Source organism: Burkholderia lata (assembly GCF_902499025.1).
In the GTDB taxonomy this organism is placed as follows: domain Bacteria; phylum Pseudomonadota; class Gammaproteobacteria; order Burkholderiales; family Burkholderiaceae; genus Burkholderia; species Burkholderia lata_C.
On the sequence record NZ_CABVPW010000041.1, the window covers coordinates 21,653 to 44,788 of the forward strand.

Genomic DNA, 23,136 nt, shown 5'->3' on the forward strand with positions numbered 1-23,136 from the left:
CGCCGCCCGCGTCGACGCGGGTTGATGACACGCGGACGGTTGAACGTCGGGTGCGTCAAGACGATGGCTGTAGTCGGTTGACTGCAGGGCAACTTAGGCACGTGCCACCTCCACACACGCGAGGTCGGCCAATTGGCGCAGCGCATCGCCGGCCACGTCGAGCGCGGCACGATCGGACGGCGCGAGTGCGGCGGCGCGCAGTGCGTTGCGGATGATTTCGAGGGAAGACTGCGAGTGCTCGGGACGAGCAGATGCCTTGGCGGCCATGATTCGGACTCCTGTGTTTTTCAAGAGCCTGCCGATCCGTTTCCAGTCGGGGTGGGCAGGCACATAGCAGGGCTGGAAAACCGGAACACAGGAACCGGCAGGCGCGAGCGCCTCCCCACCATGGCCCACCCATAAAACTGAGCGCGCGATGATACTACGGACGAAAAAATACCGCCTGGCGGCGGCGGTCTGTCCGCCTGTGTTCGTTCGGGTTTCCAGGCCCGGCCGCTGTTGTCTCAGCAGCAATTACAGGATAGGTCCGCATTAAGCAGACGTCAAGCAATGACGTAGGCCACACACCATAAATCATGGCGAACGAACGGCGCCCGTAACGCTCTAGTAGCGAGCCAGTTTGACTTGTTGCCGTGACAGGAGCCTAAAGAAAAATTCTCCGAGAAAATGAGACGCATCCCGATGACCAGGCTGAAAGTGCCAACTCATATCTTCATCCGGCTCCCAAGTTGCACAGTGGTCGGGGTTAAACAACACGGCCCAGATCTCGGTTGCAGATACGACACCTCCAGGCATCGCTTGAACGGCGAAAAATCGGTACCGCCCCACCAGTCGATCGTATTTGAAAGCGTGATCGAAGATGGCTTCAATCTGACCATGGACCGTTGAGATTCGGAAGTTCATGCCGACATTCGTGCTCGACTCATGTATCGAGAACATCGACGTCGCGCTCGCGTTCGATAGCTCCGTCAAGCTCGCGATCAGATCGCTGGCAACTTGCGACAACGCGGGCGCTGCCCCGGCAGCAGCCCTTGCATCGCGGATTTCACGTGGTTCTGGGGATGGCATAAATACGATCTCCGGTAGTGAGGCGTGGCAGTTACCCAGCGATAGTTACGCCTGCTTCTTATGCTTGATTTCGTAGTTCGAGAACGGGATCACGTTAGCGAGGCAAGCGCGCCAGAAGGGAACGTAAGTCACATCAGCGCTGTCACCCCGTGATCGAGCAATTTCGTTTTGACAGATGCGCACGAGTAGGCTGTATGCAGAGGTCTCGCCCGATTCAATCTCTCGCAGACGCGCGCTCCATGCATTCAGGTCTGGTTCGGTGAAATCTCGTTCGCCGGTTCCTTCAATCGTGGACTCAAGCATTTTGAAGCTTGACGCCAGTTCTCCATGCTTTCTGGCGCTTTCCGAGAAGTCGAAAATCAAACTAGCAAAAGCAAGGACTACGAACGGGAGCGCGAGCCATGGGTTACGGTCGAGCGTGATGACCTGAGCGAAAGCCGCGGAGCCGAAAAGAAGCGTAAAAATTTTATCCCATCGATCTAGCAACGCGAAAAATCGCGCGCGCTTACGGTGGTACAAGGTCGACAACTCTGCTCTGTACAACAGGTTGTAACGGCGGTTCCACAAATGTTTGTGCTCGGCGTCAGTCATCGCGACCGCCTCCGCTCTATTTACTTCCCTTGGGCGGCGGTGGCGGCGGATTGCTGTGCGGCTGCTGCTGGCTGACCGTGGTCCCCTTTTCGATCTGGCGCCCAGGAATGGCGCTGTCGTTGGCAGTACGACCACCTTCAATTTGACGCCATCCGTCTTTCGTAGGCGTAGGCGTAGGCGTGATTTTCTTCGAGTCAGACATGTATTCCCCGATAGCTGCGTTAGCGATGATTCTGTTGTTCTGGTATCGGATCACTCGCGGCAAAAACACGTTGCCGTACATTCGCGGGTGACGGTAAGCGTTCCACCGCACTGCAAACCTCATGTTGCAGGCAGGGCGACTCAGCATACCACTCAACAGCAACGCCCTTAGACACGACAGTGACCGCATTCACAACACATCAACCCTGCGAGCAGGATTCAAGGAGCCTGGATAGAAAGTGCTGCGCCAAGGGATCCGCCGGACGTTGCAGCCTGACCACGATTTGTTACTGAAAGGATACATTCCAAGTCAAAACCATCAGCAACAGTCGAAAATTTCGTCGCAGGACTTCGTGCGTGGGGCTTGGCCTAGAAGTTGCGTATCGCTGTTCATCCGACCACCTCGCCCCGATAGACGGAAGCCCCACTTGACGTTCGTAAAATTGGCTGGATACTGTCTTTAGCGAGTTGTCAAGGCGCCCCACATACATGGCGCCAAACACGGGAGGACGCCATGAAGTCGATCGAATTTGTTCGCGGCCACAAGGCCGCGATCAGCGACGTGCTGGCGCAATACCACGTGCGCAATCCACGTTATGTGCCGGACGCAACCGAAGCGGCCGACGTCGTTTTGCTCGTCCAGCCCGAGCGCAGCGTTTCCTATTTCGACGTTTTCAAGCTCGAGACGGAGCTGGAAGAACATTTGCACGCGAAGGTTACGATCCTGACGGAAGGCGGACTTAAAGGCAGCGATCGAGACCGGATTTTGGGAATGGCCGAAAAGGTTTAGCGATGCCCACCGCCGGGGATCGCTGCGACCATATAACAGAGTCGATCGACGCCATTTTCGCCTATGTGAATGGGAGTAGTGAGCACGCCTTCCTTGCAGACGGTGGACTTCAGGCAGCCTGCTATTACCGATTCATTGTCATCGGCGAAGCTGCTGACCGTTTATGCAAAAGCTGCCCAAACGAGATCGCACAGCTTGGCGGCCGGCGCCCAAGCTTGCCAGCCGGCCTTTCCTGCGCCCACAAGCTTCGAACACTTTTGGCTCACATTTACCATCAGGTGGACGCAGCAATCGTTTGGGCGACTATCCGAAAGGATTTGCCCCAACTGCGGGCGGATGTCATCGCGCTTCGAGCATTACTGCCCTAGCTGACGTGGGAAATCGAGCCATCTAAGCCTAACTTGCGGAACTACTGACCTCTTTCTCGATGGCCGATTGCGCCGCATCCAGATCACGCACGAGCGCGCCGAAGTCGATCGGAACGATCAAGACAGTTCCCCATGGCGGAAGAACTTCGGGAATCAATCCCCTTACCCGGCCGATACATCGCTTGACGGTTGTCACGTTTGCCACCAGCGTTGCACTGCCGAGAGCCTCGATACGGATCGAATCAACGGCATCGGCGGCGATTTGCACGTCGTGAAGCGACTCAACGGAAACAGCATTCGTACCAGGCAGATTGGTCGGCGTCATCTCCGAATGGAGCCGCTGAAGAGCCACAAACGCCAACTGCGTGACGGCGCCTATCGCTTTGAGTCGCTTTTCCTCGGCCTGCCGCGCACGACGGCGATCCGAGGCCCAAAATGCCGTAGGAACGATCACCGCAACCAGGATCGCGCCGATCGACCCCACGGCCTGAACCCAGGCGGCGTGCACCTGCTGAATTACTCCCCAATCTGGTGTCGGCATGGGCTGGGTGTAGGTGGTCCACTGGACTCTGTTGTGGCTGTTTAAGCGCTCGCTTTGCGTAACCCCGGCGTAACCCCGGAACGTCTGGAAGTGCTCGGACTGGCCCGCCCTACACGATTCGAACGTGTGACCTACGGCTTAGAAGGCCGTTGCTCTATCCAACTGAGCTAAGGGCGGTCGGGGAGAAAAGACACGGCCGACACGGACCGCATTTGGCGCAGGGCTTCGAGCGACGGCAGAACCGCCAAAACCAAAGCCGAGAAACAAAACGGGCCCGGCATGAAGCCGAGCCCGAAATTATACCCGATCATCGCGTCACCTCACGCGAGATGGGCCACCGCAGCATCAAACCGGCTGCGGATGCATCATGAACCAGCCGAGGCAGAACACCCCGGCGATCACGCAATACACGCCGAACGAAGCCAGCCGGCCACGCCCTTCGAAATAGCGCATCAGGAACCGCACGCTCAGGTACGCGGCAATCGCCGTCAGCACGCCGCCGAGCAGCGCATCGGCGAGCTGGTCGCGTGCATGGAACAGCTTCGGCAGCTCGAGCACACCCGCCGCGAAGATGATCGGCGTCCCGAGCAGGAACGAGAATTCCGCAGCCTTCTCCGCCGTCAGCCCTGCGGCATTGCCGGCGATCATCGTCAGCCCGCTGCGCGAGAACCCCGGAATCAGCGCGCCGATCTGCGCCAGACCCACGAAGAATGCCTGCTTGAACGTCATCTTCTCGGGCGCCTGATGCGCACGGCTACGCTGGATGCGATCGCCGAGCCACAGCAGCACGCCGTTCACGATCAGCGCGATCGCGACGATCCGCAGGTCGTGGAACACGCGCTCGATGCGCTTCTCGAGGAGCAGCCCGACGATCCCGGTCGGGATCGTGCCGATGATGAGCGCCCACATCAGGTGCCCGTCGTCGTTCTTGCGGCCGCCGAGCTGCGCGAAGAAGCCGCCGATCAGCGCGATCCAGCGCGCGCGGAAGTACCACAGCAGCGCGAGCGCGGTGCCGAGGTGCAGCGCGACGAGGAACGGCAGCAGTTGCGGTGCGTGCTTGTCGATGTGCATGCCGAACAGCGCCGGCACGAGCAGCGTATGGCCAAGGCTGCTGACGGGGAAGAGTTCGGTGACGCCCTGCAGGACGCTCAGGAATACCAGAAACCAGAGACTCACGCGTCGGTCCTTTTAGTGAAGATTAAGCGGGAAGAGAAGCGGACGACGCGATGCGCGTCCGAAAAAACGCGCCCCGATTATGCCGAGCCCGGATTACTGCGCCAAGGCATTTGGCTGGATATTGCGGCAATGCACACAAACGTTTGCAATTTGTAAGCAATCAGAAAGCAAAAAGCCCGCCATTCGCATGGCGGGCCTTTCGACTTCGGCAGGAATTGCCGTCAGCGGCCGAGCTGATAGAAAAATAATACCGTGCTGCCGGTGAACATGCCGAACAGTGCGATACCCATTGCCATTGCCAGATCCATGGCCCCCTCCACGAAGTGTCATGACCCGGCAACCTCACCGGTTTAGAGGCATTATCCCGACCGTTGACAGTCTTAAAAACTCGCGATTTCCCGAGAAGGGTTTTCCCCGAGCCGTCACGGCCCGATAATGGAGCGCGCCGTTCCCGTCCACCCGTCCAACCCGATTCGCCATGCCGACCTTCCAGCAACACGACATTCACGAACTTCACGCCGGCCCGTCGCTCGTCCGGGTCGCTCCGCAATTCGGCGGCCGCCTGCTGTCATGGGAGGTCGACGGCGAACCGGTGATCTTCTGGCCGGATGCGGCCGACTGGAGCAACCTCGCGCGCGTGCGCGGCGGCAACCCGCTGCTGTTCCCGTTCCTTGGCCGTCACCGCGTCGACGGCGAACTCGGCCGCTGGCGCGACGCTGCCGGCGTGGTGCGCGACCTGCCGATGCACGGGTTCGCGCGCGACCTGCCGTTCGCCGCGCATCCGTCGGCCGATGGCGCCGCGCTGTCGATGACGCTCGACGCGACCGACGCGCTGCACGCGAGCTACCCGTTCGATTTCCGGTTCGAAACGACCTACCGGCTGGCCGACTCGCACACGCTTGAAGTCGCACTGACGACGACCAATCGCGGCGACACGCCGCTGCCCTACTACGCCGGCCACCATTTCTATTTCGCGCTGCCGCACGGCGAACGCGCCGAAACCACGCTCGAGCTGCCGCCTACGCATCGTTGCGCGCAGCAGCCGGACGGTTCGATCGGCACGCCCGAACCGGGCGAAGCCCGTTATCGCCTCGACAACGCGGACATCCTCGACCGCTTCCACTGCCTCGACGGCGTACCGGCCACGCCGGTGCGCATCGTGATGCCGGGCCGCCGCCGCACGATCGAGATCGCGCTCGACGTGCCGGGTTCGATCCCGTGGTACGCGGTGACGACCTGGACCGAGAAGCCGGATTCGGACTTCTATTGCGTCGAACCGTGGCTCGGCCTGCCGGACGCGATCCACAACGGCCTCGGGCTGCGCATGCTCGCACCGGGCGCAACGGAAACCGCCACACTGCGGATTCGCGTCGTCCCGCTCGCCGGCTGATACGTCATCAAGCAGCGCTCCGAACCGGCGCGCCGCAGCCCCGGCAACGGCCCAAACTGCGGTGCGCGGGTCGAACCCGTTAAAATCGGACGTTTTGTGTTGCCTGCCGCGTCACGAGCGGCAGGGTTTTGCGAGGTTCAATGTTCGGAACAACAACGAAGCGACTCTTCGCAGCCGCCTGCGCCGCCCTGCTCGTCGCGTGCGGCTCCGCGCCTGTCGGCCCCGGGTTCTATCGCGTCGAGCGCGGCGATACGCTCTACAAGATCGCGCGCGACAACCGCACGTCGGTATCGAACATCGTGCGCTGGAACCAGATGACGAACCCCGATGCGATCGAAGTCGGCCAGGTGCTGCGCGTCGCGCCGCCGCCCGGCACGACCACCGCATCGACGCCGTCAACCACCGGCACCGGCAGTGCCGGCCGGGCCCGCCCCGCGCCCTCCGCGCCGGTCGAATCGGCCGTCAAGCCGGCCACGAGCATCGCGCTGATCTGGCCGGCAGCCGGCAACGTGGTTCGCACGTTCGACGGCTCGAAATCGAAGGGCATCGACATCGCGAACTCGCCGGGCACGCCGGTGGTCGCGGCCGCGCCGGGTGTGGTGGTCTATGCGGGTAACGGGCTGCGCGGCTACGGCAACCTGATCATCCTCAAGCACAACGCCGACTACCTGACCGCCTACGCGCACAACCGCGCGCTGCTGGTGAAGGAAGGCCAGTCGGTCACGCAAGGGCAGTCGATCGCCGAGATGGGCAACAGCGACAGCGATCGCGTCGCGCTGCATTTCGAGCTGCGCTACGGCGGCCGATCGATCGACCCGTCACGCTACCTGCCGGCACGTTGAACGCCCGATGGACGACACGCGATGCCGGCGCGCATCGCGTGCCGTCGCGGTGAAAATCGGGAAAGGTGATGTCAGCGCTTGCGCAGACGTCCGGTGAACCGGCCGGACAACGGATCGACGTGACGGGCAAACGCTACCAGTACGCCGATTCCGATCAGGCTGAACCCCGCAGCTATCAGAAGCAAATCCATGGTCACACACTGATTTTTTCGTGATCTTATGCGTCATTGTCGAATCGTGCACTGAGCCGTGGCGATTGGACGAGTGCGAAGATTCCCTACCATCGGACGTCATTGTGGATTCGTCTGCGTGAAATCCTGATGTAAGCCGGTCGCCCGACACCACGTTCGCCATCCAGGAGACCTCTCGATGCTGCCCGCCGCCGACCGCTACGACGACCTGCTCTCCCGCTTCGCGTGGGACGTTCCGGCGCGCTACAACATTGGCGTGGACGTCTGCGACAAATGGGCCGACGGCAGCGGGCGCCTCGCGCTGATCCACGAAACGGCGCAAGGCGACGTTGTTCGCATCACGTTCGACGACCTGAGGAATGCTTCTAACCGGCTCGCAAACAGCTTCGTGCGCGCCGGTCTGCGGCGCGGCGACCGCATCGGCATCTTTCTCGCGCAGGGCCCCGAAACGGCCATCGCACACCTCGCCGCGTACAAGCTCGGCGCGATCGCGGTGCCCCTCTTCACCTTGTTCGGCGTCGATGCGCTCGAGTACCGGCTCGCGAACAGCGAGGCGGCCGCGCTCGTCACCGACGCGGCCGGCTACGCGAAAATCGCGCCGCTGCGCGCGCAGCTGCCGGCACTGCATACCGTCTACTGCATCGGCGACGATGCGCCCGATACGCGCGCCCAGCCGGGCGTGCTGCGCTACGACGCGGCGCTCGCCGCCGAAACGCCCGACTTCGTGCCGGCCGATACGGCCGCCGACGATCCGGCTGTCATCATCTATACATCCGGCACGACGGGCAAACCGAAAGGCGCGCTACACGCGCATCGCGTGCTGCTGGGCCACCTGCCGGGCGTCGAGATGTCGCAGCAGTGCTTCCCGCGCGATGCACGCCTGTTCTGGACGCCCGCCGACTGGGCATGGATCGGCGGCCTGCTCGACGTGCTGCTGCCGTCGTGGCATCACGGCGTGCCCGTGCTCGCCCGCCGCTTCGAGAAATTCGACGGCGACGCGGCGTTCGCGCTGATGGCACGGCACGGTGTCACCCACGCATTCCTGCCGCCCACCGCGCTGAAGCTGATGCGCACCGTCGCGGCACCGCGCGAACGCTACGCGCTGTCGCTGAAATCGGTCGCGAGCGGCGGAGAATCGCTCGGCACCGAGCTGACGGCCTGGGGGCGCGACGCGCTCGGCGTGACGATCAACGAGTTCTATGGGCAAACCGAGTGCAACATGGTGCTGTCGTCGTGCTCGGCACTGTTCGATGCGCAGCCTGGCGCGATCGGCAAGGCGGTGCCCGGGCATGCGGTCGCGATTGTCGACGCGGACGGCACGCCGCTGCCGCCCGGCGTCGAAGGACGCATCGCGGTGCGCCGCCCCGACCCGGTGATGTTCCTCGAATACTGGCGCAACGCCGACGCGACGCGCGACAAGTTCGCGGGCGACTACCTGCTCACGGGCGACACGGGCATGATCGACACCGACGGTTTCGTGCGCTTCGTCGGCCGCGACGACGACGTGATCACGAGCGCCGGCTACCGCATCGGCCCAGGCCCGATCGAGGACTGCCTGCTCACGCATCCGGCCGTGCGGATGGCAGCCGTCGTCGGTGTGCCCGATGCAACGCGCACCGAGATCGTCAAGGCGTTCGTGGTGCTGAATCCCGGCCACGCCGGCGACGATGCGCTCGTGCAGGCGCTGCAGGCGCACGTACGCACGCGCCTCGCCGCGCACGAGTATCCGCGCGCGATCGCGTTCGTCGACAGCCTGCCGATGACCGCAACCGGCAAGATCGTGCGCCGCGCGCTGCGCGACGCGTAGGCAGGCCGCCACCCGCGCCGCCCGCCCGGCCGGATGGTTTATAGTGGCGCCACTACGCAGTCTTTCCTAGAAAACGATGTCCTCTGATCACCACTCCGACGCGGGCGCGTCGCACAGCCCGCTCTACGCCAAACTCCTCGGCGAAACCGCCAAGATCGACTGGTGCGATCTCGAACGCTTCTTCGCGCAGGGCAAGCTGCTGTCCGTTGCACGCGACCTCGATCTCGTGAGCGTCGCTGAAGCGGTTGCCGGCGACGATGCCGAGCAGGTCACGCGCTGGCTGTCGGCGGGCCTCGTCGCACGCATGCCGGCCGAAACCGCTGCCGATTACGCGGCACGCAACCCGGAGCTGTGGGCGGTCGTCGTCTCGCCATGGGTCTGCGTGCAGGAACGCGCCTGACGCGTCCGCCATGTCCGAATCCGCGTTACCGCACGGGGCCGGCACGGCCGCCGTCACGCATCGGCGCGTCCTCGCGCTCGCGTTCCCGATCGTCCTCGCGAACCTGACCCAGCCGATCCTCGGGGCCGTCGACACGGCCGTCGCCGGCCACCTCGACGGCGCGCAATATCTTGGCGGCGTCGCGCTCGGCGGGCTGTTCTTCAATTTCGTGTTCTGGGGGTTCGGTTTCCTGCGGATGGGGACGACCGGCCTCGTCGCGCAGGCGCACGGTGCCGGCGACGCCGCCGGGATCCGCCTGAACCTGCTGCGCGCGTTGATCGTCGCGTTTGCGCTCGGCGCCGCGGTGCTGGCGCTGCAGGTGCCGCTGCTGTCATTTGCGCTGTCCGCGCTCGGCGGCAGCGAGGCCGTCCGCGCGACGGCGCTTGCCTACAGTCACGCACGGATCTGGAGCGCGCCGTTCGCGCTCGCGAACTACGTCGTGCTCGGCTACCTGCTCGGCATGCAGCGCGTGCGGCTCGCGCTCGTCGCGCAGGTGTTCATCAATGCGGTGAACATCGGCGCCGTGCTGCTCTACGTGTATGGCTTCGGCTGGGGCATTGCCGGCATCGGCGCCGCGACGGCCACCGCAGACGCATGCGGCTTCGCGCTCGGCGCGTGGATGCTGTGGCGGCTACGGCCGCGCGGCCTTGCGCCGATCGCGGTACGTGCGCTCGCCGACCGCGTCGCGCTCAAGCGGCTGATCGCGCTCAATCGCGACATCTTCCTGCGCACGCTGTGCCTGCTCGGCGCATTCGGCTGGTTCGCGCACCTCGGTGCAAAACAGGGCGATGCGACGCTCGCGGCAAACGCGCTGCTGCTGAATTTCCAGACGTTCATGGCATACGGCCTCGACGGCTTCGCGCATGCGGCCGAAGCGCTCGTCGGCGCGGCGGCCGGCGCGCGCGACCGCAGCGCATTCCGGCAGGCCGTGCGGGTCACGCTGTTCTGGTCGGCGCTCGGCGCGCTGCTGTTCGCGCTGGTGTACTGGGCCGCCGGCGGCTGGATCGTCGCGCGCCTGACCGACCAGGCCGAGATCCGCGAAATGGCGTTGCGCTACCTGCCGTGGGCCGCGCTTTCGCCGATCGTGTCGGTCTGGGGCTTCCTGCTCGACGGCGTGTTCATCGGCGCCACGCAGACGCAATCGCTGATGCGTGCGATGGTCGCGTCGTTCTCGATCTTCGTCGTGGCCACGCTCGCCGCCGTCGGCACGTTCGGCAATCACGGCCTCTGGTTCGCACTGCTGCTGTTCATGGCCGCCCGCGGCGCGACGCTCGCGCGCTACCTGCCTGGGCTGTTGCGGCACATCGGCACCGACGCGCCCGCAGCCCGCGCCTGACAGCGGGCCGAACCGGCCGTTACTGCGCGGGTTTCGGCGGCGGCGCGTCGAGCATCGACGGCGGTGTCATGTCGGTCGGCACGCCGTGATAGTCGGCCGGATCTTCCGGCGGATGGCCGCGACGGGCCTGGTGGGGATCGCTGCCGCAACCGGCGAGGAAAGACGCGGCCAGCACGGCCAGCATGAAACGGGTCATCGGGTATGGCTCCGGAAATCGGCGCGCCCATCGCACGCCGGGACCGCGCCGAGTCTAGCGGAAATCCCGCTTCGGAGTCGCGCCGCGCATGTCCTACTATGTACGCATGGCGCTGTGCCGTGGAAAGGAGGCTGCCATGTCGTCTGAAGAAATTGCCGGCCTGATTGGTCTGTTCGTCGGTCTGATGGTGCTCGTCGCCCTGTCGTTCTTCGAGTCGCGCGAATACAAGCGCAGCCATGAAGGCGAAGGGATGATCCATCACTGGATGGCCGAACACCACCTGCTCGACTGGCGGCGCAAGCACTAGGCGCGCCGTTGCCGACCGGCCCTTCCCAGGGGCCGTTCTCGAACGTGCCGCCGCGCGGCACGGCGGTGATCGCGTATCGCCGAAATAAACAGGGCCCGACTCACACACATCGATCAGATGGACGAACGCTGCCGCGCGGCTCGTACCGCGCGACGGCGTTCGCTTGCGCGCGCCCGGGCGGACGCGACGCGATTCACACGGCTCAGCCCAGGAAGTGGCGGGCGTAGCGCGCGTTGATGTCGGACAGGCGGAACAGCGTCAGGAAATCCGCGCAGTTGAAGTCGGGATCCCAGGCCGGCGCACCGCAGATCTTCGCGCCGAGGCGCAGGTAACCCTTGATCAGCGGCGGCGGCGCCACGACGGTGCCCGTCTGCAGTTCGTCGACCGGCAGGGCCGTGTGCGGGAACGCGCGATACTCGGGCGCCGTCAGCGAGCCCGCCGACAGCGACTGGTACAGGTTTGCCGCATAGTGGCCGCCGTCGGCCATCGACACGCTCGCGCAGCCGAGCATCGTCTCGTAGCCGTTCTGCATCATGTACGCGCCAAGGCCGCCCCACAGCGCCATGATGACGGCGCCGCTGCGGTAGTCGCTGTGCACGCACGAGCGGCCGACCTCGACCATCTTGCCGCGCAGGTGCGTGAGGCGCGACAGGTCGAATTCGCCTTCGGCGTACAGGCGGCCGACACGCGCCGCCTGGTGCGGCGGCAGCACGCGGTACGTGCCGACGACCTTCAGGGTGTCGAGATCGCGAACCAGCAGGTGGTCGCAGTACGCATCGAACGGATCGACGTCGAGGCCGGAGGGGCCGCTGACCTGCGCGCCCATTTCTTCGGCGAACACGCTGTAACGCAGGCGCTGGGCTTCACGCAATTCGTCTTCCGTACGCGCCCACGCGGCGCGCAGGCGATACTCCGATGTGACGGTTTCAGCAGCGCGCGGCAGGTGGCGCCGCGACGTGTCAAGAGGCAGCGAGGCAAAAGGGAGCGTAGGCGTCGGCAGTTCTCGCATTAGGCTTTCCTGGTCGTAAGGAATAGGACGACATGCCCGCCAATGTAGTAATCGGCCGTGACCGTTATGTGGCACGACCATGTCCTTTCAATGACGTGTCGCCGAATTGACTTTAGCAGAAAGCTTGCGAAACCGTATGACGAATCCCTTCAAAGCCCTTCAGGCGGGCCTCACAGCAAGTCGGGCGTCAATACCGCCCGCAGCACGGCCTGCCGGCTGCCGTCACGCGTGCGGCTCGCGAGCCACACGATTCCGCCCTTCTTGACGCTCCAGCTGTCATCGCCGCCGGCGATCAGCTGCGCGGCGACGCTGCCGAGCGTCGGCTGGTGCCCGACGATCACGACCGTCGGCGCAATGCCTTCCGGCCAGCCGGCCGCCGCCAGCACGTCGTCGACGCTGCCGCCCGGCGCGAGCGCGTCGATCGTCCGGTACTGGTCGGTCAGCGCCTCGACGGTCTGCACGGTACGGGCCGCCGGGCTCGCGAGGATCACCGTGTTCGTCTCGAGCCGGCCGCGCAGCCATTTGGCCATCGCCTGCGCGTCCTTGCGGCCCCGGACGGTCAACTGGCGCGCGAGATCGCTCGTCGCGTAGTCTTCGGCTTCGGCGTGGCGCCACAGGATCAGGTTCATCATGATGTTCTCCTTGCTTCGGCGAGCGGCCCCGCGCCCCTGCGTCCGGGCCGGCCGATGACGGTGCGAATTGTCGCAAATTGCGGCCGGTTCGCCGCCGCGGCATTTACCCGCATATGGGGATTGACCGGATCATTCATGCAAGGCTATACTCTTTGGCTCGTCGGAGCGTAGCGCAGCCTGGTAGCGCATCTGATTTGGGATCAGAGGGTCGTAGGTTCGAATCCTATCGCTCCGACCAAAGGAATCAAGGGGTTACGGTTAATCACCGTAGCCCCTTTTTCTTTGCGTCGTCGGAAAATCGTATTGCCGCTGTGCGAGATTAGCCTTGGCGACTTGTGCGGAAATCTCCGCCCCGCGCGCCATCGAGGCTTTCGACGCCGCCCGAACAGCGGCAAACGCTTAGACGACGCTCGAAATCAGCGCGCACCCGCATGTCGCGTGGTGTCCCTGCCGCGCCACGCGGACGCCGCGGTCGGTAATCCGGGCATCGCCCTCAAGAATCACATTCGGGTTCACGTCGGGATGCTGCGGGCACTTCACCAGATCCCCCTTGCGAGCCACCCGCCGCCCACCGTAACGCATGGTCTCGGACGCGGTAATCACCTCGCCCCCGTGGTCGGTGGTATCGCCGAGTCGAATCAGGTCAATCATGAGGCTTCCTTCGTTCCGTGATCGCCCTGCCGGATGCACCGCGTCGCATTCCGGCGTCAAGGCAGGTTGAAGACCTGACTGCAAGACAGTTTTGCGGCATTGTCGATCGTCAGGTTGAAGTACGCCTTGCGATCGAAATGCTTTTCGTCCGCATCGGGATCCGGGATGTTTCGAAACCGATCGAAAACGAGCGTCTTGCCGTTCTGCAACCGCAGGGACATGAACTTCATCGACTGATCGAATTGCGGCGTTCCCCACGACGCGTCGATCGCCTTTCCTTCTCCTCGCGACAGGTAGACCGACAGGACGTTGCCCAACGCCTCGCGAGGTACTGTCTTCATCTGATCGGCATCGGCCTGGGGCACGCCGACATTGACGAAAAGCTTCTTCCCGCCCTTTTCCGTGCAAACGAATTCCTGATTGCCGCCGAACCGCTGCTGAAACCCGACGAACGGGTCCTGGCTGCCTTGATCGGCCTGGACCGGTGTGCCGAAGCAAGAGAGCGCCACTCCGCAAACAACAAACAAACCCTTTCCATTCATTTGATCCAGACTCCTATCACCTTTCTTCCCTTTCCAATCAGCGTGGGCTTTTCGTCCTTTCGCATCACCCTGCTGTTGGGGCTGACGTAATCGCTCGCAAACAACGCTCCGGGCAACAAGACTTCGGCATGGCCATGCGTCGATTTGTCGGTCGTACCGTAGACGATCACGGCGCCCTCGGGCGCGTCATAGGGGCTCGCAATATGGTAGGCAGGATCGGAAAGAATGTTTTTGAATCCTGCTCGTTCAAGATCGATTCCGGCGTCTTTGGCTTCGACCTGGGTCGGATACGAATCGACCATGCCTGAAGCCAGGAGCGCGATTTTCACATACTTCCAGCACTCCATCGTCGACAAACCGGGCGCCTTGGCGACGCTATAGATCGGCTGACCCAGTTTCGCCTTGTGCGCGGCAACGGGCCCGCTGAAATTGGCGTTGCGCCTTCCGTACTTTGCGTCCCGGAGAAAGATCTCGAACATCTTCTGCTTGGGATCGCCTTCGGGAGGCGACGAGCTGGTTGCCGGCGCCACGGCAACAGGATGGCCGTTGTCATTGCGGGTCACTTTCGCTTGCGTCGGCGCCTGGGAGGCCGCGGGCGCGGAATCCGGCTGATCCGCCGAGGATGCCGCTGCCGGAGGCGTTGCTGGCGAAGATGCCGTGGTCGAAGGCGTACTCGTCGGAGACGCACCCGTTGAAGACGCGTCCATCGAGGGTGCACTCGTAGGAGACGCACCTGCTGAAGACGCATCCGGCGAAGACGCACCCGCCGAGGAAGCGCCTGCCGAGGAAGCACCCGCCGAAGAAGCACTCGCCGAGGAAGCACCCGCCGAGGAAGCACTCGCCGAGGAAGCACCCGCCGAGGAAGCACCCGCCGAGGAAGCACTCGCCGAGGAAGCGCCCGCCGAGGAAGCGCCCGCCGAGGAAGCACTCGCCGAGGAAGTCCCCGCCGAAGACGCCCCGCCACCCGACGGCAGCTTGATTTGCTGCCCGGGCGTAATCAAATTGCCGTCAAGCCCGGGATTGACGCGCCGGATTTCGGCAACGCTCGTTCCATGCTGGTGCGCGATTTTCCACAGCGAGTCACCTTGCTTGACCGTATAGGCCCCGAGCTTGCTGTTCCGGCGATGATCCCCCGGAGAGCCGGGATGCGCATTGGTTCGCGCTTCGATCTTGCTGTGCGGACTGGTCAGCGTCAAAGAGGAGAACGAACCGGACACCGCCCCTGTCCATGCCTTCTCGAGATTGGTTTCCACCTCCTTCACCCAGACTTCAAGCGTCTGAGTGAACGGAACGTTCCGGACGGGCTGACTGATTTTCCCGTGAGCGTCGCTGTGCCCTTCCTGCAGCACTTTTCCACCCGACTTCACTTGATAGTGCACACCGGCAATCGGCTCCTTCTTCTTGTTGACGAACTGGACACCCAAAGTCCCCGAGCAGCAGCCGAGATCGTAATCGGCAAACTTGCCGATATAGTGCGAAACCGTCGTGCCGTTTGCATCCGCAGGATCCTCGGCCCCGTTCGACTCCAGAAACTTCATCACGCCGGGATGCTTGGCCGTTCCGAAACCCTTGAGGTGGGCCGCGCCGACGATGCCGGAATGCGTGATCGTGATGCCGGCAATGACCTTGCCCTCGTATTGATCCGCGCCCTGCTTATGGGCTCGCGAACAAAGCAGCCGGACCCACGATACGGCCGCCACGTCCTGCTCATCCGGGGAGTTCCTGAAATCGTCCAGGCTGTGGATCCCGTCCTTTCCGGTCCACGTTCCCTTCCACTGATACTGGAACTTCGAATGGCCGTGCGGCAACTTGATAATGGGAGACGTGCCGTCCGACACGTAATAGCCCAGGTCGCTCAGCGCAGACTCGCCAAACTGATATTTGCCGACATATCCGTACTTGTTGACGACCTGGTAATCCCCGCCCCCCTCGCTCTGAAAGAGTGCGCTCAGGAACTCCTTGATTCCGCCGTTGCTCATGATTTACTTCTTCTGGCAAAAATAACGAACGTCCCCCGCATCGATCTTGACCGGGTAGCGGCTCTCGATCAGCGCCTTTTCCGCATCGCTCGGGTTCCCGAGCCATTGGGGCGTGCAGCGATACATCAAACGCCCGGCGGTGCGATGAGACTGTTCGTCGTAGAACATCGCGACATTCGTGGTGTTGCACTGATGCGCCTGGCAGATGTGGTAGAACCATTCGCGGGATTCGCCCATTTTCCAAAGCGCCCCTTGCGTCGCAGGGCCGGTCAGCAGGCGCTGTCGAAGCATTTGCACATCGAGGCCGGACTGCCCCAGAAAACGATCGAACGCGCTCGACACCGCCTGACCGGCCGCGGTCCCGGATTGATTGCCGTCCGGATCCACGAGGTTGAAGATTTCCGTCTTGTAGTCGGAGCTGGCCGGCGTGACGTTTTCCGCAGCGGCGGGTGCCTGGCTCTGGGCCTTGCAACCGAATGTCACGGAGCAACACAGAGCCATCAGCAAAAACCGGAATCGAGCGTCAAACAGACGCGCTCCGGAAGATCCGTTCTTTCGCATTTTTTCAGTGCGCCCTTGCATCATTCCTGCACTCCATCCTCAACAGAAAACAGGTCATCGTGGACAGTATCCATGTGATGAGTCCAGTCGCCATTTTTCACGCTCACCTGAACAGCCTCTTCCGCCGCCGTGAAAATGCGGCCGGTCATGCCGTCCTGATCGAGCGTTCCGTAATAGTGCGAGTCTTCGCCGACCTTGATCAGGTACGACGCGTTCTCGAGTATTTCGCCGTCCGCAAGCGCCCCCGACAGGTCGAATCGCAAGCTGTACGGTCCGGCACTCTGAGGCACCGGCATAGGCGGCAGCGGCATGCGCATCGAGTCCGGCCCCGGTACGTCCCAGCTTGCGGCCCGCTCCAGAATCGTTCCCGGCGAGCCGTTGACGATCCCGTTGCCGTTGATCTGGATGTACGACCCGCCCGCGCCGATCCAGACCTCCTTCGCCGCCGAGATCACGACCTTTCCATCGGTGCTGGTGATCGTGAGATCCTTCAGCGCCGCGAGCGCCATCTGATCGCCCTGCGCCTGAATCTCCACCTTGCCCTTCGCCGCGAACAGCTTCATCCCGGCGTTCTGCACGAACAGGCTGATCTTCTCCGCAACACTCGCCACGAGCGACTTCCCGCTGGCAATGAACATGCTCTGTCCGCTGACCAGATTGGTCTGCTGGTCGCTCGAAACATGCACGGATTGCTGCGTGGACACCGCCACGCCGGACGGGCTCGCAAGCAGCATGACGGGGCTCTGGAATGCGTTGGCGCTGCCGGTGCCCCCTCCCGCGGTTCTGCCGCCGGATTGCGCGCCCTGCATGCTGCCCTGCGTGGCATCGGTGAAGGCCTTCAGCGCGTCGTGCCCGTCCTTGAGACTTTCCGCCTGATTCGCCTGGCTCGCCTGCGACATCGCTTCGAGCCGGCTTTCGGCGCCAACGAGCTGCTGCTGAGCTTCGCGCGCGTCGAGCTGCGGGCTGCTGGCTTGCTTCGAATGGGTCGTGACGTACAGTCCGCGCGCGGCCCGCACGGCACCGTAGGAATCGGTTTTCAGGTCGAATCCCGAACCCAGATACGCGCCGCGCGCATTGCCGCTCTGGTCGATCAGGTAGCCCAGGTGCAGCAAGCTGTTTCCACTGCTGCTGAACAGTCTTGCGCGATTCTGTCCCGTCGCGTCGTCCAGCACCATTTCGTTGTAGCCGGCACCCGCATACTCCTTCGACCGGTAGCCCGACAGGATGCCGTTGCTGTGCCACTGCGGCTGAACGTTCCCGTTGTACACGCGATGCAGCACGATCGGCCTGTCGCAGTCTCCGCCCACGTATCCGATCAGGACTTCCTCGCCGACCCTGGGAACGTGCACGCTCCCGTAGCCGCCGCCCGTATCCGACTGCGCGACTCGCACCCAGCATGAAGCGCTTGCGTCCCCGGCATTCTGCCGGTCCCAGACGAACATCACTTTCACGCGGTTCAGCTCGTCCGTATAAACCTCTTCCCCCTGCGGCCCCACGACGATGGCCGTCTCCAGATGCATCACCGGCTTCTTGTGTTCGAACGGGCTGCGATACGGAACCGTCACACGCTGGGCCTCGACCTCGACAAGACAGAAACCCGTCGAACCGTCATCGCTGGTCAGGGTACCCGCCGCATAACCGGCCTTTGCCTGCGCCAGTTCGCCCTGCAGGCTGTGCGGAAAACTCGTTTCGTGCGCCGAAAGCGGCAGGTTGTTCTCGAGGTATCGAGCGACCTTGATCGCCGCGAACTGGCACTGGCCGGCATCGTCGCGATCGTGCTCGGGATGACCGCGCAATTCGAAGCGTCGTCCCGCATCGATCCCCCGCACGCCACCGACCGCATGGAACCGTTTGGCCCTCGACTCCCACTCTTCCAGGTGAATCCGGGAAAGCTGCTCGCCTCGCGCTTGCCCCGGGTACGTGTAGGCGCCCGTGTATTCATAGACTTCGGCCTGCTCCGGCAAATCGCCCTGGCCGGCCATCGTCGGCATCGTCGTGCCTTTGGGATTGACGGGCGACGACGGCTTCTTGTAGTCGAACGTGCGCGTCGTATGCACGGTACTCTGCAATGTCCGCGAACCCGCCCACTGCGTAAACGCATCCGTTTCGTTGCCCGTGCCCGACCTGGAAAAGCGGACCGGGTTGGGCGATATCTCGTCGAGTGCGTAGATGTTGTCGGTCACGACAAGCCGGTGCGACGTGCCTTGCTGGTCCTGCCGCCAGAACCCGAACAACCCCTCTTCTTCCATCAGCCGATGGACGAAATCCCAGTCGCTCTCGCTCTGGCGGCAATACGACCGCGCAGGCAGCGACTTCAGCAACGCGAACTCGAATTGCCCTCGCGCTTGCGGATGCGCATTGAATACGTCCGTGATGATGGTGTCGACGCTCTTGTCCTGCCAGTACCGCATGTCGCTGCGGAACCTGAGGAAATGCATCCATGAAGCGAAAACCAGTTGATAACCCGAAAGGCTGCCGTCAGCGCCGAGACGGCGCGCAGTATGAATGTATCCGTTGATCGGCAGATAGGACTTGTTCGCTTGCTGAATCCAAAGCGTCATCGGCTGGGCAATCAGCGTTTTGAGCTCGATGTCGCCAGCCGTGGAGACCATGTCCAGTGTGACGCTGAAGTCACGGCCGAGTTCGGAAAAGGTCACGGCCCGTCGTGGTACGAGCGCGTTCTCGGGCAACGCCGGGATGCTGGTCTTGAGCAGGCGGTCTCGCTGGATCAGGCCGCCACGAATCGCCTGAGCCACTTCGTTCATGTTCATTCGGTATCGATCTTCTTTTTTTTACAAACCTGCAAAGGCTTGTACTCTCGCGGAAACGGCTGGCCCGTTGTTCGGGCGCAATTCTAGCGACATCCCCAAGACCTGAGAATGCATTTTTGGTTGTTAAAACAACAATACCGCCGGATAAAAATTGAACACCTCCGGAATAAGTCATTTATACCGACTTCGGCACCTCCAATAATTCCAATATCCAAACAATTTTCTTTCGGGAATATTTTGTCGCCTGAAAAATCGCGTGGCGTTCCACTGCAAGTCGAGACCGGCCGGGACGGGGCAGGGACGCGCGATGCGAGCGGAATCGAGCTCATCGCTGCGAGGCTATGGCTGCGGGTACTTCATCCGCTGCGCACACGACATGGAGCGGGCCCGTCGCTGCTCGTCGCGAACAGACGGCAGACATCCGGGCGCTTGCCACGAACGTGACAACACCGCGCTCGACAGCGCCGGAACCGGCAACCGGAGCCCGACCTGAACTGCGGGATATGTGACCCGCCTTCATTGCGACTTGTCATCCTGACGTTCACGTCGAACACGATGAGCAAGAGTCAGATACCGGGATCATGAAGCGATTACACAAACACGGCCTTCCTTTTGAAGTGGAAATTTTCGCGGAAGTTTCAGCGCTGGAATTTATCCCCGGCCATCCAGAATGTTCAATATTCAATCAAACGACGGGCGCGATATCGGCACACGAAACTCGATGTCGATTTTATTTTTATTCAAGAATTTTTCATCATCGCATTCAATTTACCTGAAAATCACTTTCAGGCACTCTGCTGCGGCTTGCTCGAAGCGTTTCATCACTGCTCATTCACGCACGTTCGCCACTCATCGGTCTTCGCGATCAACGTGACGCAAATGGTTTGTGGCCCATCGACTTCAACGCGGCATTGATATCGGCAAAGGTATTGACGACACGGCCGTTCACCCGGCAATCCGATTGCAGCGGTTGGGCGCCTGCGGCAAATCCCACACCAGTGAGCCTGGTCGCCACCCATTGCGGGCTACGGTTTTCCAGCGCAAACGTCATGATTTCGGCCTGGTCATCCGTCATCTCCACGCCGCCATTCTTATCTGCCAGCGCCGCGCATACGAATGCCGCATTCCGGTCTTTCACCAGATCAACCACAAAATAGCGATATTGTTTCAGGTTCGGATCGTTGTCGTTCAATCGATGAATGGCCGCCAGTATATGTGCGCGGTCAGGGTCGCTTCGGTCCAGATCACGGGCATATGCGGCACTCGCCAGGGAAATGACCAGAATCACGGCATGCGCGGCCAGTCTCGATAATTTCATCATCGACAATTTTCCCTGAGAATGTGATCCAAACGATATGGAGAACCCCTGAACGACCGTGCAATGGCCTCGCGTGCATTGATATTCCGACCCCGCGAATCCATGCGCACGCCGAGCCGCATGTCCGCCCCGCCCCGTTGCCTGGGCGACCGACCGCCGGCCCTACCGCACGCCGCCCCGCACGCGGTACTTCCGGGAACACGCGATAATGCGCGTGGACAACCCGCCTTCGCACATGAAAAACAACATTCTCAAGACCACCCTCTGCGCATCGCTGCTCGCGCTCGCGACCTCCGGCACCGCATCGGCCAAGGCGCTCGACGACGCACTCGACTGCCACTCGACCGGCCACAAGTTCGTCGCGCCGCTGCTCGCCGCCGGCGACATCCAGTCGGAGCCGATGCACGTCGAATCGAACTCGGTCAACGCCTTTCGCACGAGCCACTCGCTGACAGCGTACGGCTTCGGCGTGTATGTCGTACTCGGATACCAGGCGAACGACCCGATCTTCCGCACGGGCGACGGCACGCCGATCGGCGACTGGGCCTACGGCGTCGTGGTGCGCGGCACGAAAAGCTCAGTGGAGGAAGCCGTGCGCAAGGCCGGCAGCGACGCGACCGTCAAGCAGGCGTTTCCGTTCCTGACTGCGATCGTCTGCTCATCGGACTGAACGGCCGCCAGGACGATCATGCGGCAATCCTGAGGGGCACCCAAGCCATCCTGCCGCCCGGCCCCTCCCGGCCCCGCCATCGACCTGTTACGCGCCGGTATACACCACGCGATACGGGATACCGACCTTCTCCCATTCGGCCGCCTCCTGGCTGAGGCTGTAGTCGGTCAGCGGGTTCTGCTCGACCCACGCGCCCGGCAGGCGCACTTCATACCCGCCCTTCTTCATCTGCGAAACGGAAATGTCGGGCAGCCCCGCATCGGTCCGGCGCCGGCACAGCAGCGCCGCGAGCCGCAGGCAGAACAACAGCGGCCACTCGACCTCGCGCGCCTGCGACAGCTTGCCGAGCTTGCCCGCGTGACCGAGCACGAGCGCGGCGAGCCGCGCCTGGTCGGTACGCGAGAAACCCGGCATGTCCGCGTTGCTCGCGATATAGGCCGAGTGCTTGTGATACGCGCTGTGCGAGATCGACAGGCCGATCTCGTGCAATGCGGCCGCCCAGCCGAGGAACATCCGCCCTTCCTCGCGCGCTTCGTCGTCAGCCTCCTCGAGTTCGTCGTAGAAACGCCCCGCCAGCGCGCCGATCCGCTCGGCCTGCGCGCGGTCGACACCGTAGCGGCGCGTGAAACCCTCGACGGTCACCGCGCGCATGTCCTCGTGCTGCGTCCGGCCGAGCAGGTCGTACAGCACGCCGAGGCGCAGCGCACCATCGGTCGTATCGACGTAGTCGACACCGAGTTCCTCGAACACCGCGAGCATGATCGCAAGGCCGCCCGCGAGCACCGGCACGCGATCGGGCTTCAGCGCGATCAGCTTCAGCCGGTTGACGTTCTCAGACTTGATCAATGCACGCTTCAGGCGCTCGAGGCCGCCGCGCGAAATGCCGTGCGTGATGCCCGGATCGTTGAAGCCGTTCGCCTCGACGAGCTCCGCGAGTGCGCGCGCAGTGCCGGACGAGCCGATCGCCTGATCCCACCCGGCCTTCTTGTACTCGCTCGAAATGATCTGAATCTCGCGCTTGGCCGCGAGTTCGGCCTGCCGCATCGTGTATTCGTCGACGTTGCCGGCCGGGAAGAACGTGCGGCTGTGGCTCACGCAACCGATATAGAGGCTCTCCATCACGATCGGCGTGTAGTGCGACCCGATGATGAATTCGGTCGAGCCGCCACCGATGTCGACGACGAGACGCTTGCCGGCGCTTGCGGGCACCGAGTGCGCAGCACCCGCATAGATCAGACGCGCTTCTTCGCGGCCTGCAATCACTTCGATCGGGAAACCGAGCGCCGCTTCGGCCTCGCCGAGAAATTCGCCCGCGTTCTTCGCGACACGCAGTGTATTGGTCGCCACCGCGCGCACATGATCGGGATGGAAATCGCGCAGGCGCTCGCCGAACCGCTTGAGCGCCTCCCAGCCACGCTCCTGCGACGCGCGATCGAGCATCTTGTCGCTCGACAGGCCCGCGGCCAGCCGGACGGGCTCGCGCAGCGCGTCGACGGGATAGATCTGGCTGCCTGCCGGCGTTTCCTCGACGCGTCCGACGATCAGCCGGAAGCTGTTCGAGCCGAGATCCACGGCAGCCAGCAAGTGGGGGGTTGTAACCATCAGAAGGGGGCTCCGTGCGCGTTCGCCCGCGGCGGCCGGTCCGGCAACCCTGGGCGATCAATCAAAGGCGACATTTTAAGCGTGGAACGCTTGCCATTGCCACGCTTCACGGGCATGCACACCGCTCGTTTGCATATCGTCGAAACATTTATGAGACG

The 23,136-nt window shown here is 63.0% G+C and carries 24 protein-coding genes and 2 tRNA genes; 10 read left to right on the forward strand and 16 right to left on the reverse strand.

Annotation, left to right across the window (positions count from 1 at the left end; genetic code table 11):
* Positions 1-93: 93 nt before the first annotated feature.
* The 3 genes from BDI24065_RS32260 to BDI24065_RS32270 all read right to left on the reverse strand — a co-directional run bounded on the left by BDI24065_RS32260 (position 94) and on the right by BDI24065_RS32270 (position 1,659).
* Positions 94-267 (reverse strand): hypothetical protein, encoded by a 174-nt coding sequence (locus tag BDI24065_RS32260; RefSeq protein ID WP_175034620.1) that lies wholly within the window; start codon positions 265-267, stop codon positions 94-96.
* 336 nt (positions 268-603) lie between these two features.
* Positions 604-1,068, reverse strand: coding sequence for a hypothetical protein (locus tag BDI24065_RS32265; RefSeq protein WP_175034621.1), 465 nt, complete (start codon positions 1,066-1,068; stop codon positions 604-606).
* 45 nt (positions 1,069-1,113) lie between these two features.
* Entirely contained in the window at positions 1,114-1,659 is a 546-nt protein-coding gene (locus BDI24065_RS32270; protein WP_175034622.1) for a hypothetical protein, read from the reverse strand.
* A gap of 715 nt (positions 1,660-2,374) precedes the next feature.
* Here BDI24065_RS32270 and BDI24065_RS32275 point away from each other — a divergent pair.
* A complete protein-coding gene (locus tag BDI24065_RS32275) occupies positions 2,375-2,650 on the forward strand; it encodes a nucleotidyltransferase family protein (RefSeq protein ID WP_175034623.1) in 276 nt (91 codons plus the stop codon).
* A gap of 2 nt (positions 2,651-2,652) precedes the next feature.
* Positions 2,653-3,018, forward strand: a complete 366-nt coding sequence (locus BDI24065_RS41575) for a HepT-like ribonuclease domain-containing protein (protein ID WP_175034624.1) — start codon at positions 2,653-2,655, stop codon at positions 3,016-3,018.
* A gap of 28 nt (positions 3,019-3,046) precedes the next feature.
* Here the strand turns inward: BDI24065_RS41575 and BDI24065_RS32285 are convergent, their stop codons facing one another.
* The 3 genes from BDI24065_RS32285 to BDI24065_RS32295 all read right to left on the reverse strand — a co-directional run bounded on the left by BDI24065_RS32285 (position 3,047) and on the right by BDI24065_RS32295 (position 4,735).
* On the reverse strand, positions 3,047-3,559 hold the full coding sequence (locus tag BDI24065_RS32285; RefSeq protein ID WP_175034625.1) for a hypothetical protein: 513 nt from the start codon (positions 3,557-3,559) through the stop codon (positions 3,047-3,049).
* Positions 3,560-3,659: 100 nt separating this feature from the next.
* Positions 3,660-3,736 (reverse strand) — tRNA-Arg (locus tag BDI24065_RS32290).
* A gap of 168 nt (positions 3,737-3,904) precedes the next feature.
* Positions 3,905-4,735, reverse strand: coding sequence for an undecaprenyl-diphosphate phosphatase (locus BDI24065_RS32295; RefSeq protein WP_027787856.1), 831 nt, complete (start codon positions 4,733-4,735; stop codon positions 3,905-3,907).
* A 478-nt stretch (positions 4,736-5,213) separates the two neighbouring features.
* Between BDI24065_RS32295 and BDI24065_RS32300 the strand changes: the two genes are divergently transcribed.
* The 5 genes from BDI24065_RS32300 (at position 5,214) to BDI24065_RS32320 (ending at position 10,740) form a co-directional block, all read left to right on the forward strand.
* Complete coding sequence (locus tag BDI24065_RS32300) at positions 5,214-6,125, forward strand: aldose epimerase (protein ID WP_175034626.1); 912 nt, start codon at positions 5,214-5,216, stop codon at positions 6,123-6,125.
* A 140-nt stretch (positions 6,126-6,265) separates the two neighbouring features.
* Positions 6,266-6,967, forward strand: coding sequence for a peptidoglycan DD-metalloendopeptidase family protein (locus BDI24065_RS32305; RefSeq protein WP_027787858.1), 702 nt, complete (start codon positions 6,266-6,268; stop codon positions 6,965-6,967).
* A gap of 369 nt (positions 6,968-7,336) precedes the next feature.
* Entirely contained in the window at positions 7,337-8,965 is a 1,629-nt protein-coding gene (locus tag BDI24065_RS32310) for an acyl-CoA synthetase (protein WP_175034627.1), read from the forward strand.
* 76 nt (positions 8,966-9,041) lie between these two features.
* The gene (locus tag BDI24065_RS32315) at positions 9,042-9,365 is read left to right on the forward strand and encodes a DUF2288 domain-containing protein (RefSeq protein ID WP_041492800.1); all 324 of its coding nucleotides are present in this window, start codon (positions 9,042-9,044) and stop codon (positions 9,363-9,365) included.
* A gap of 10 nt (positions 9,366-9,375) precedes the next feature.
* Positions 9,376-10,740 (forward strand): MATE family efflux transporter, encoded by a 1,365-nt coding sequence (locus BDI24065_RS32320; protein ID WP_175034628.1) that lies wholly within the window; start codon positions 9,376-9,378, stop codon positions 10,738-10,740.
* A 19-nt stretch (positions 10,741-10,759) separates the two neighbouring features.
* On the opposite strand, the gene BDI24065_RS32325 is transcribed toward BDI24065_RS32320, so the two are convergent.
* Positions 10,760-10,936 (reverse strand): hypothetical protein, encoded by a 177-nt coding sequence (locus BDI24065_RS32325; RefSeq protein ID WP_175034629.1) that lies wholly within the window; start codon positions 10,934-10,936, stop codon positions 10,760-10,762.
* 136 nt (positions 10,937-11,072) lie between these two features.
* Here BDI24065_RS32325 and BDI24065_RS32330 point away from each other — a divergent pair, with 136 nt between their 5' ends.
* Positions 11,073-11,243, forward strand: coding sequence for a hypothetical protein (locus tag BDI24065_RS32330; protein WP_011351621.1), 171 nt, complete (start codon positions 11,073-11,075; stop codon positions 11,241-11,243).
* Positions 11,244-11,445: 202 nt separating this feature from the next.
* Here BDI24065_RS32330 and BDI24065_RS32335 read toward each other — a convergent pair whose 3' ends face one another.
* Complete coding sequence (locus BDI24065_RS32335; RefSeq protein ID WP_011351620.1) at positions 11,446-12,252, reverse strand: GNAT family N-acetyltransferase; 807 nt, start codon at positions 12,250-12,252, stop codon at positions 11,446-11,448.
* A 170-nt stretch (positions 12,253-12,422) separates the two neighbouring features.
* On the reverse strand, positions 12,423-12,884 hold the full coding sequence (gene sixA, locus BDI24065_RS32340) for a phosphohistidine phosphatase SixA (protein WP_175034630.1): 462 nt from the start codon (positions 12,882-12,884) through the stop codon (positions 12,423-12,425).
* 161 nt (positions 12,885-13,045) lie between these two features.
* Between sixA and BDI24065_RS32345 the strand changes: the two genes are divergently transcribed.
* Positions 13,046-13,122: transfer RNA gene (locus tag BDI24065_RS32345), tRNA-Pro, on the forward strand.
* A gap of 161 nt (positions 13,123-13,283) precedes the next feature.
* Here BDI24065_RS32345 and BDI24065_RS32350 read toward each other — a convergent pair.
* From BDI24065_RS32350 to BDI24065_RS32375, 6 genes are all read right to left on the reverse strand, one after another.
* On the reverse strand, positions 13,284-13,535 hold the full coding sequence (locus tag BDI24065_RS32350; RefSeq protein WP_175034631.1) for a PAAR domain-containing protein: 252 nt from the start codon (positions 13,533-13,535) through the stop codon (positions 13,284-13,286).
* Positions 13,536-13,591: 56 nt separating this feature from the next.
* The gene (locus BDI24065_RS32355; RefSeq protein ID WP_175034632.1) at positions 13,592-14,077 is read right to left on the reverse strand and encodes a hypothetical protein; all 486 of its coding nucleotides are present in this window, start codon (positions 14,075-14,077) and stop codon (positions 13,592-13,594) included.
* A complete protein-coding gene (locus BDI24065_RS32360; protein WP_175034633.1) occupies positions 14,074-16,056 on the reverse strand; it encodes a LysM peptidoglycan-binding domain-containing protein in 1,983 nt (660 codons plus the stop codon). The genes BDI24065_RS32355 and BDI24065_RS32360 overlap by 4 nt, the downstream gene beginning before the upstream one ends.
* Positions 16,057-16,059: 3 nt before the next feature.
* Positions 16,060-16,641: a hypothetical protein gene (locus tag BDI24065_RS32365; protein ID WP_175034634.1), complete on the reverse strand. Its 582-nt coding sequence runs from the start codon at positions 16,639-16,641 to the stop codon at positions 16,060-16,062.
* The gene (locus BDI24065_RS32370; protein ID WP_175034635.1) at positions 16,638-19,388 is read right to left on the reverse strand and encodes a type VI secretion system Vgr family protein; all 2,751 of its coding nucleotides are present in this window, start codon (positions 19,386-19,388) and stop codon (positions 16,638-16,640) included. Before BDI24065_RS32370 ends, BDI24065_RS32365 begins: the two co-directional genes overlap by 4 nt.
* A gap of 865 nt (positions 19,389-20,253) precedes the next feature.
* A complete protein-coding gene (locus tag BDI24065_RS32375; RefSeq protein WP_175034636.1) occupies positions 20,254-20,709 on the reverse strand; it encodes a hypothetical protein in 456 nt (151 codons plus the stop codon).
* Between the two features lie 232 nt (positions 20,710-20,941).
* Between BDI24065_RS32375 and BDI24065_RS32380 the strand changes: the two genes are divergently transcribed.
* Complete coding sequence (locus tag BDI24065_RS32380; protein ID WP_175034637.1) at positions 20,942-21,376, forward strand: hypothetical protein; 435 nt, start codon at positions 20,942-20,944, stop codon at positions 21,374-21,376.
* Positions 21,377-21,463: 87 nt separating this feature from the next.
* Here the strand turns inward: BDI24065_RS32380 and ppx are convergent, their stop codons facing one another.
* Positions 21,464-22,978 (reverse strand): exopolyphosphatase, encoded by a 1,515-nt coding sequence (ppx, locus tag BDI24065_RS32385; RefSeq protein WP_166963122.1) that lies wholly within the window; start codon positions 22,976-22,978, stop codon positions 21,464-21,466.
* Between the last annotated feature and the right edge of the window lie 158 nt (positions 22,979-23,136).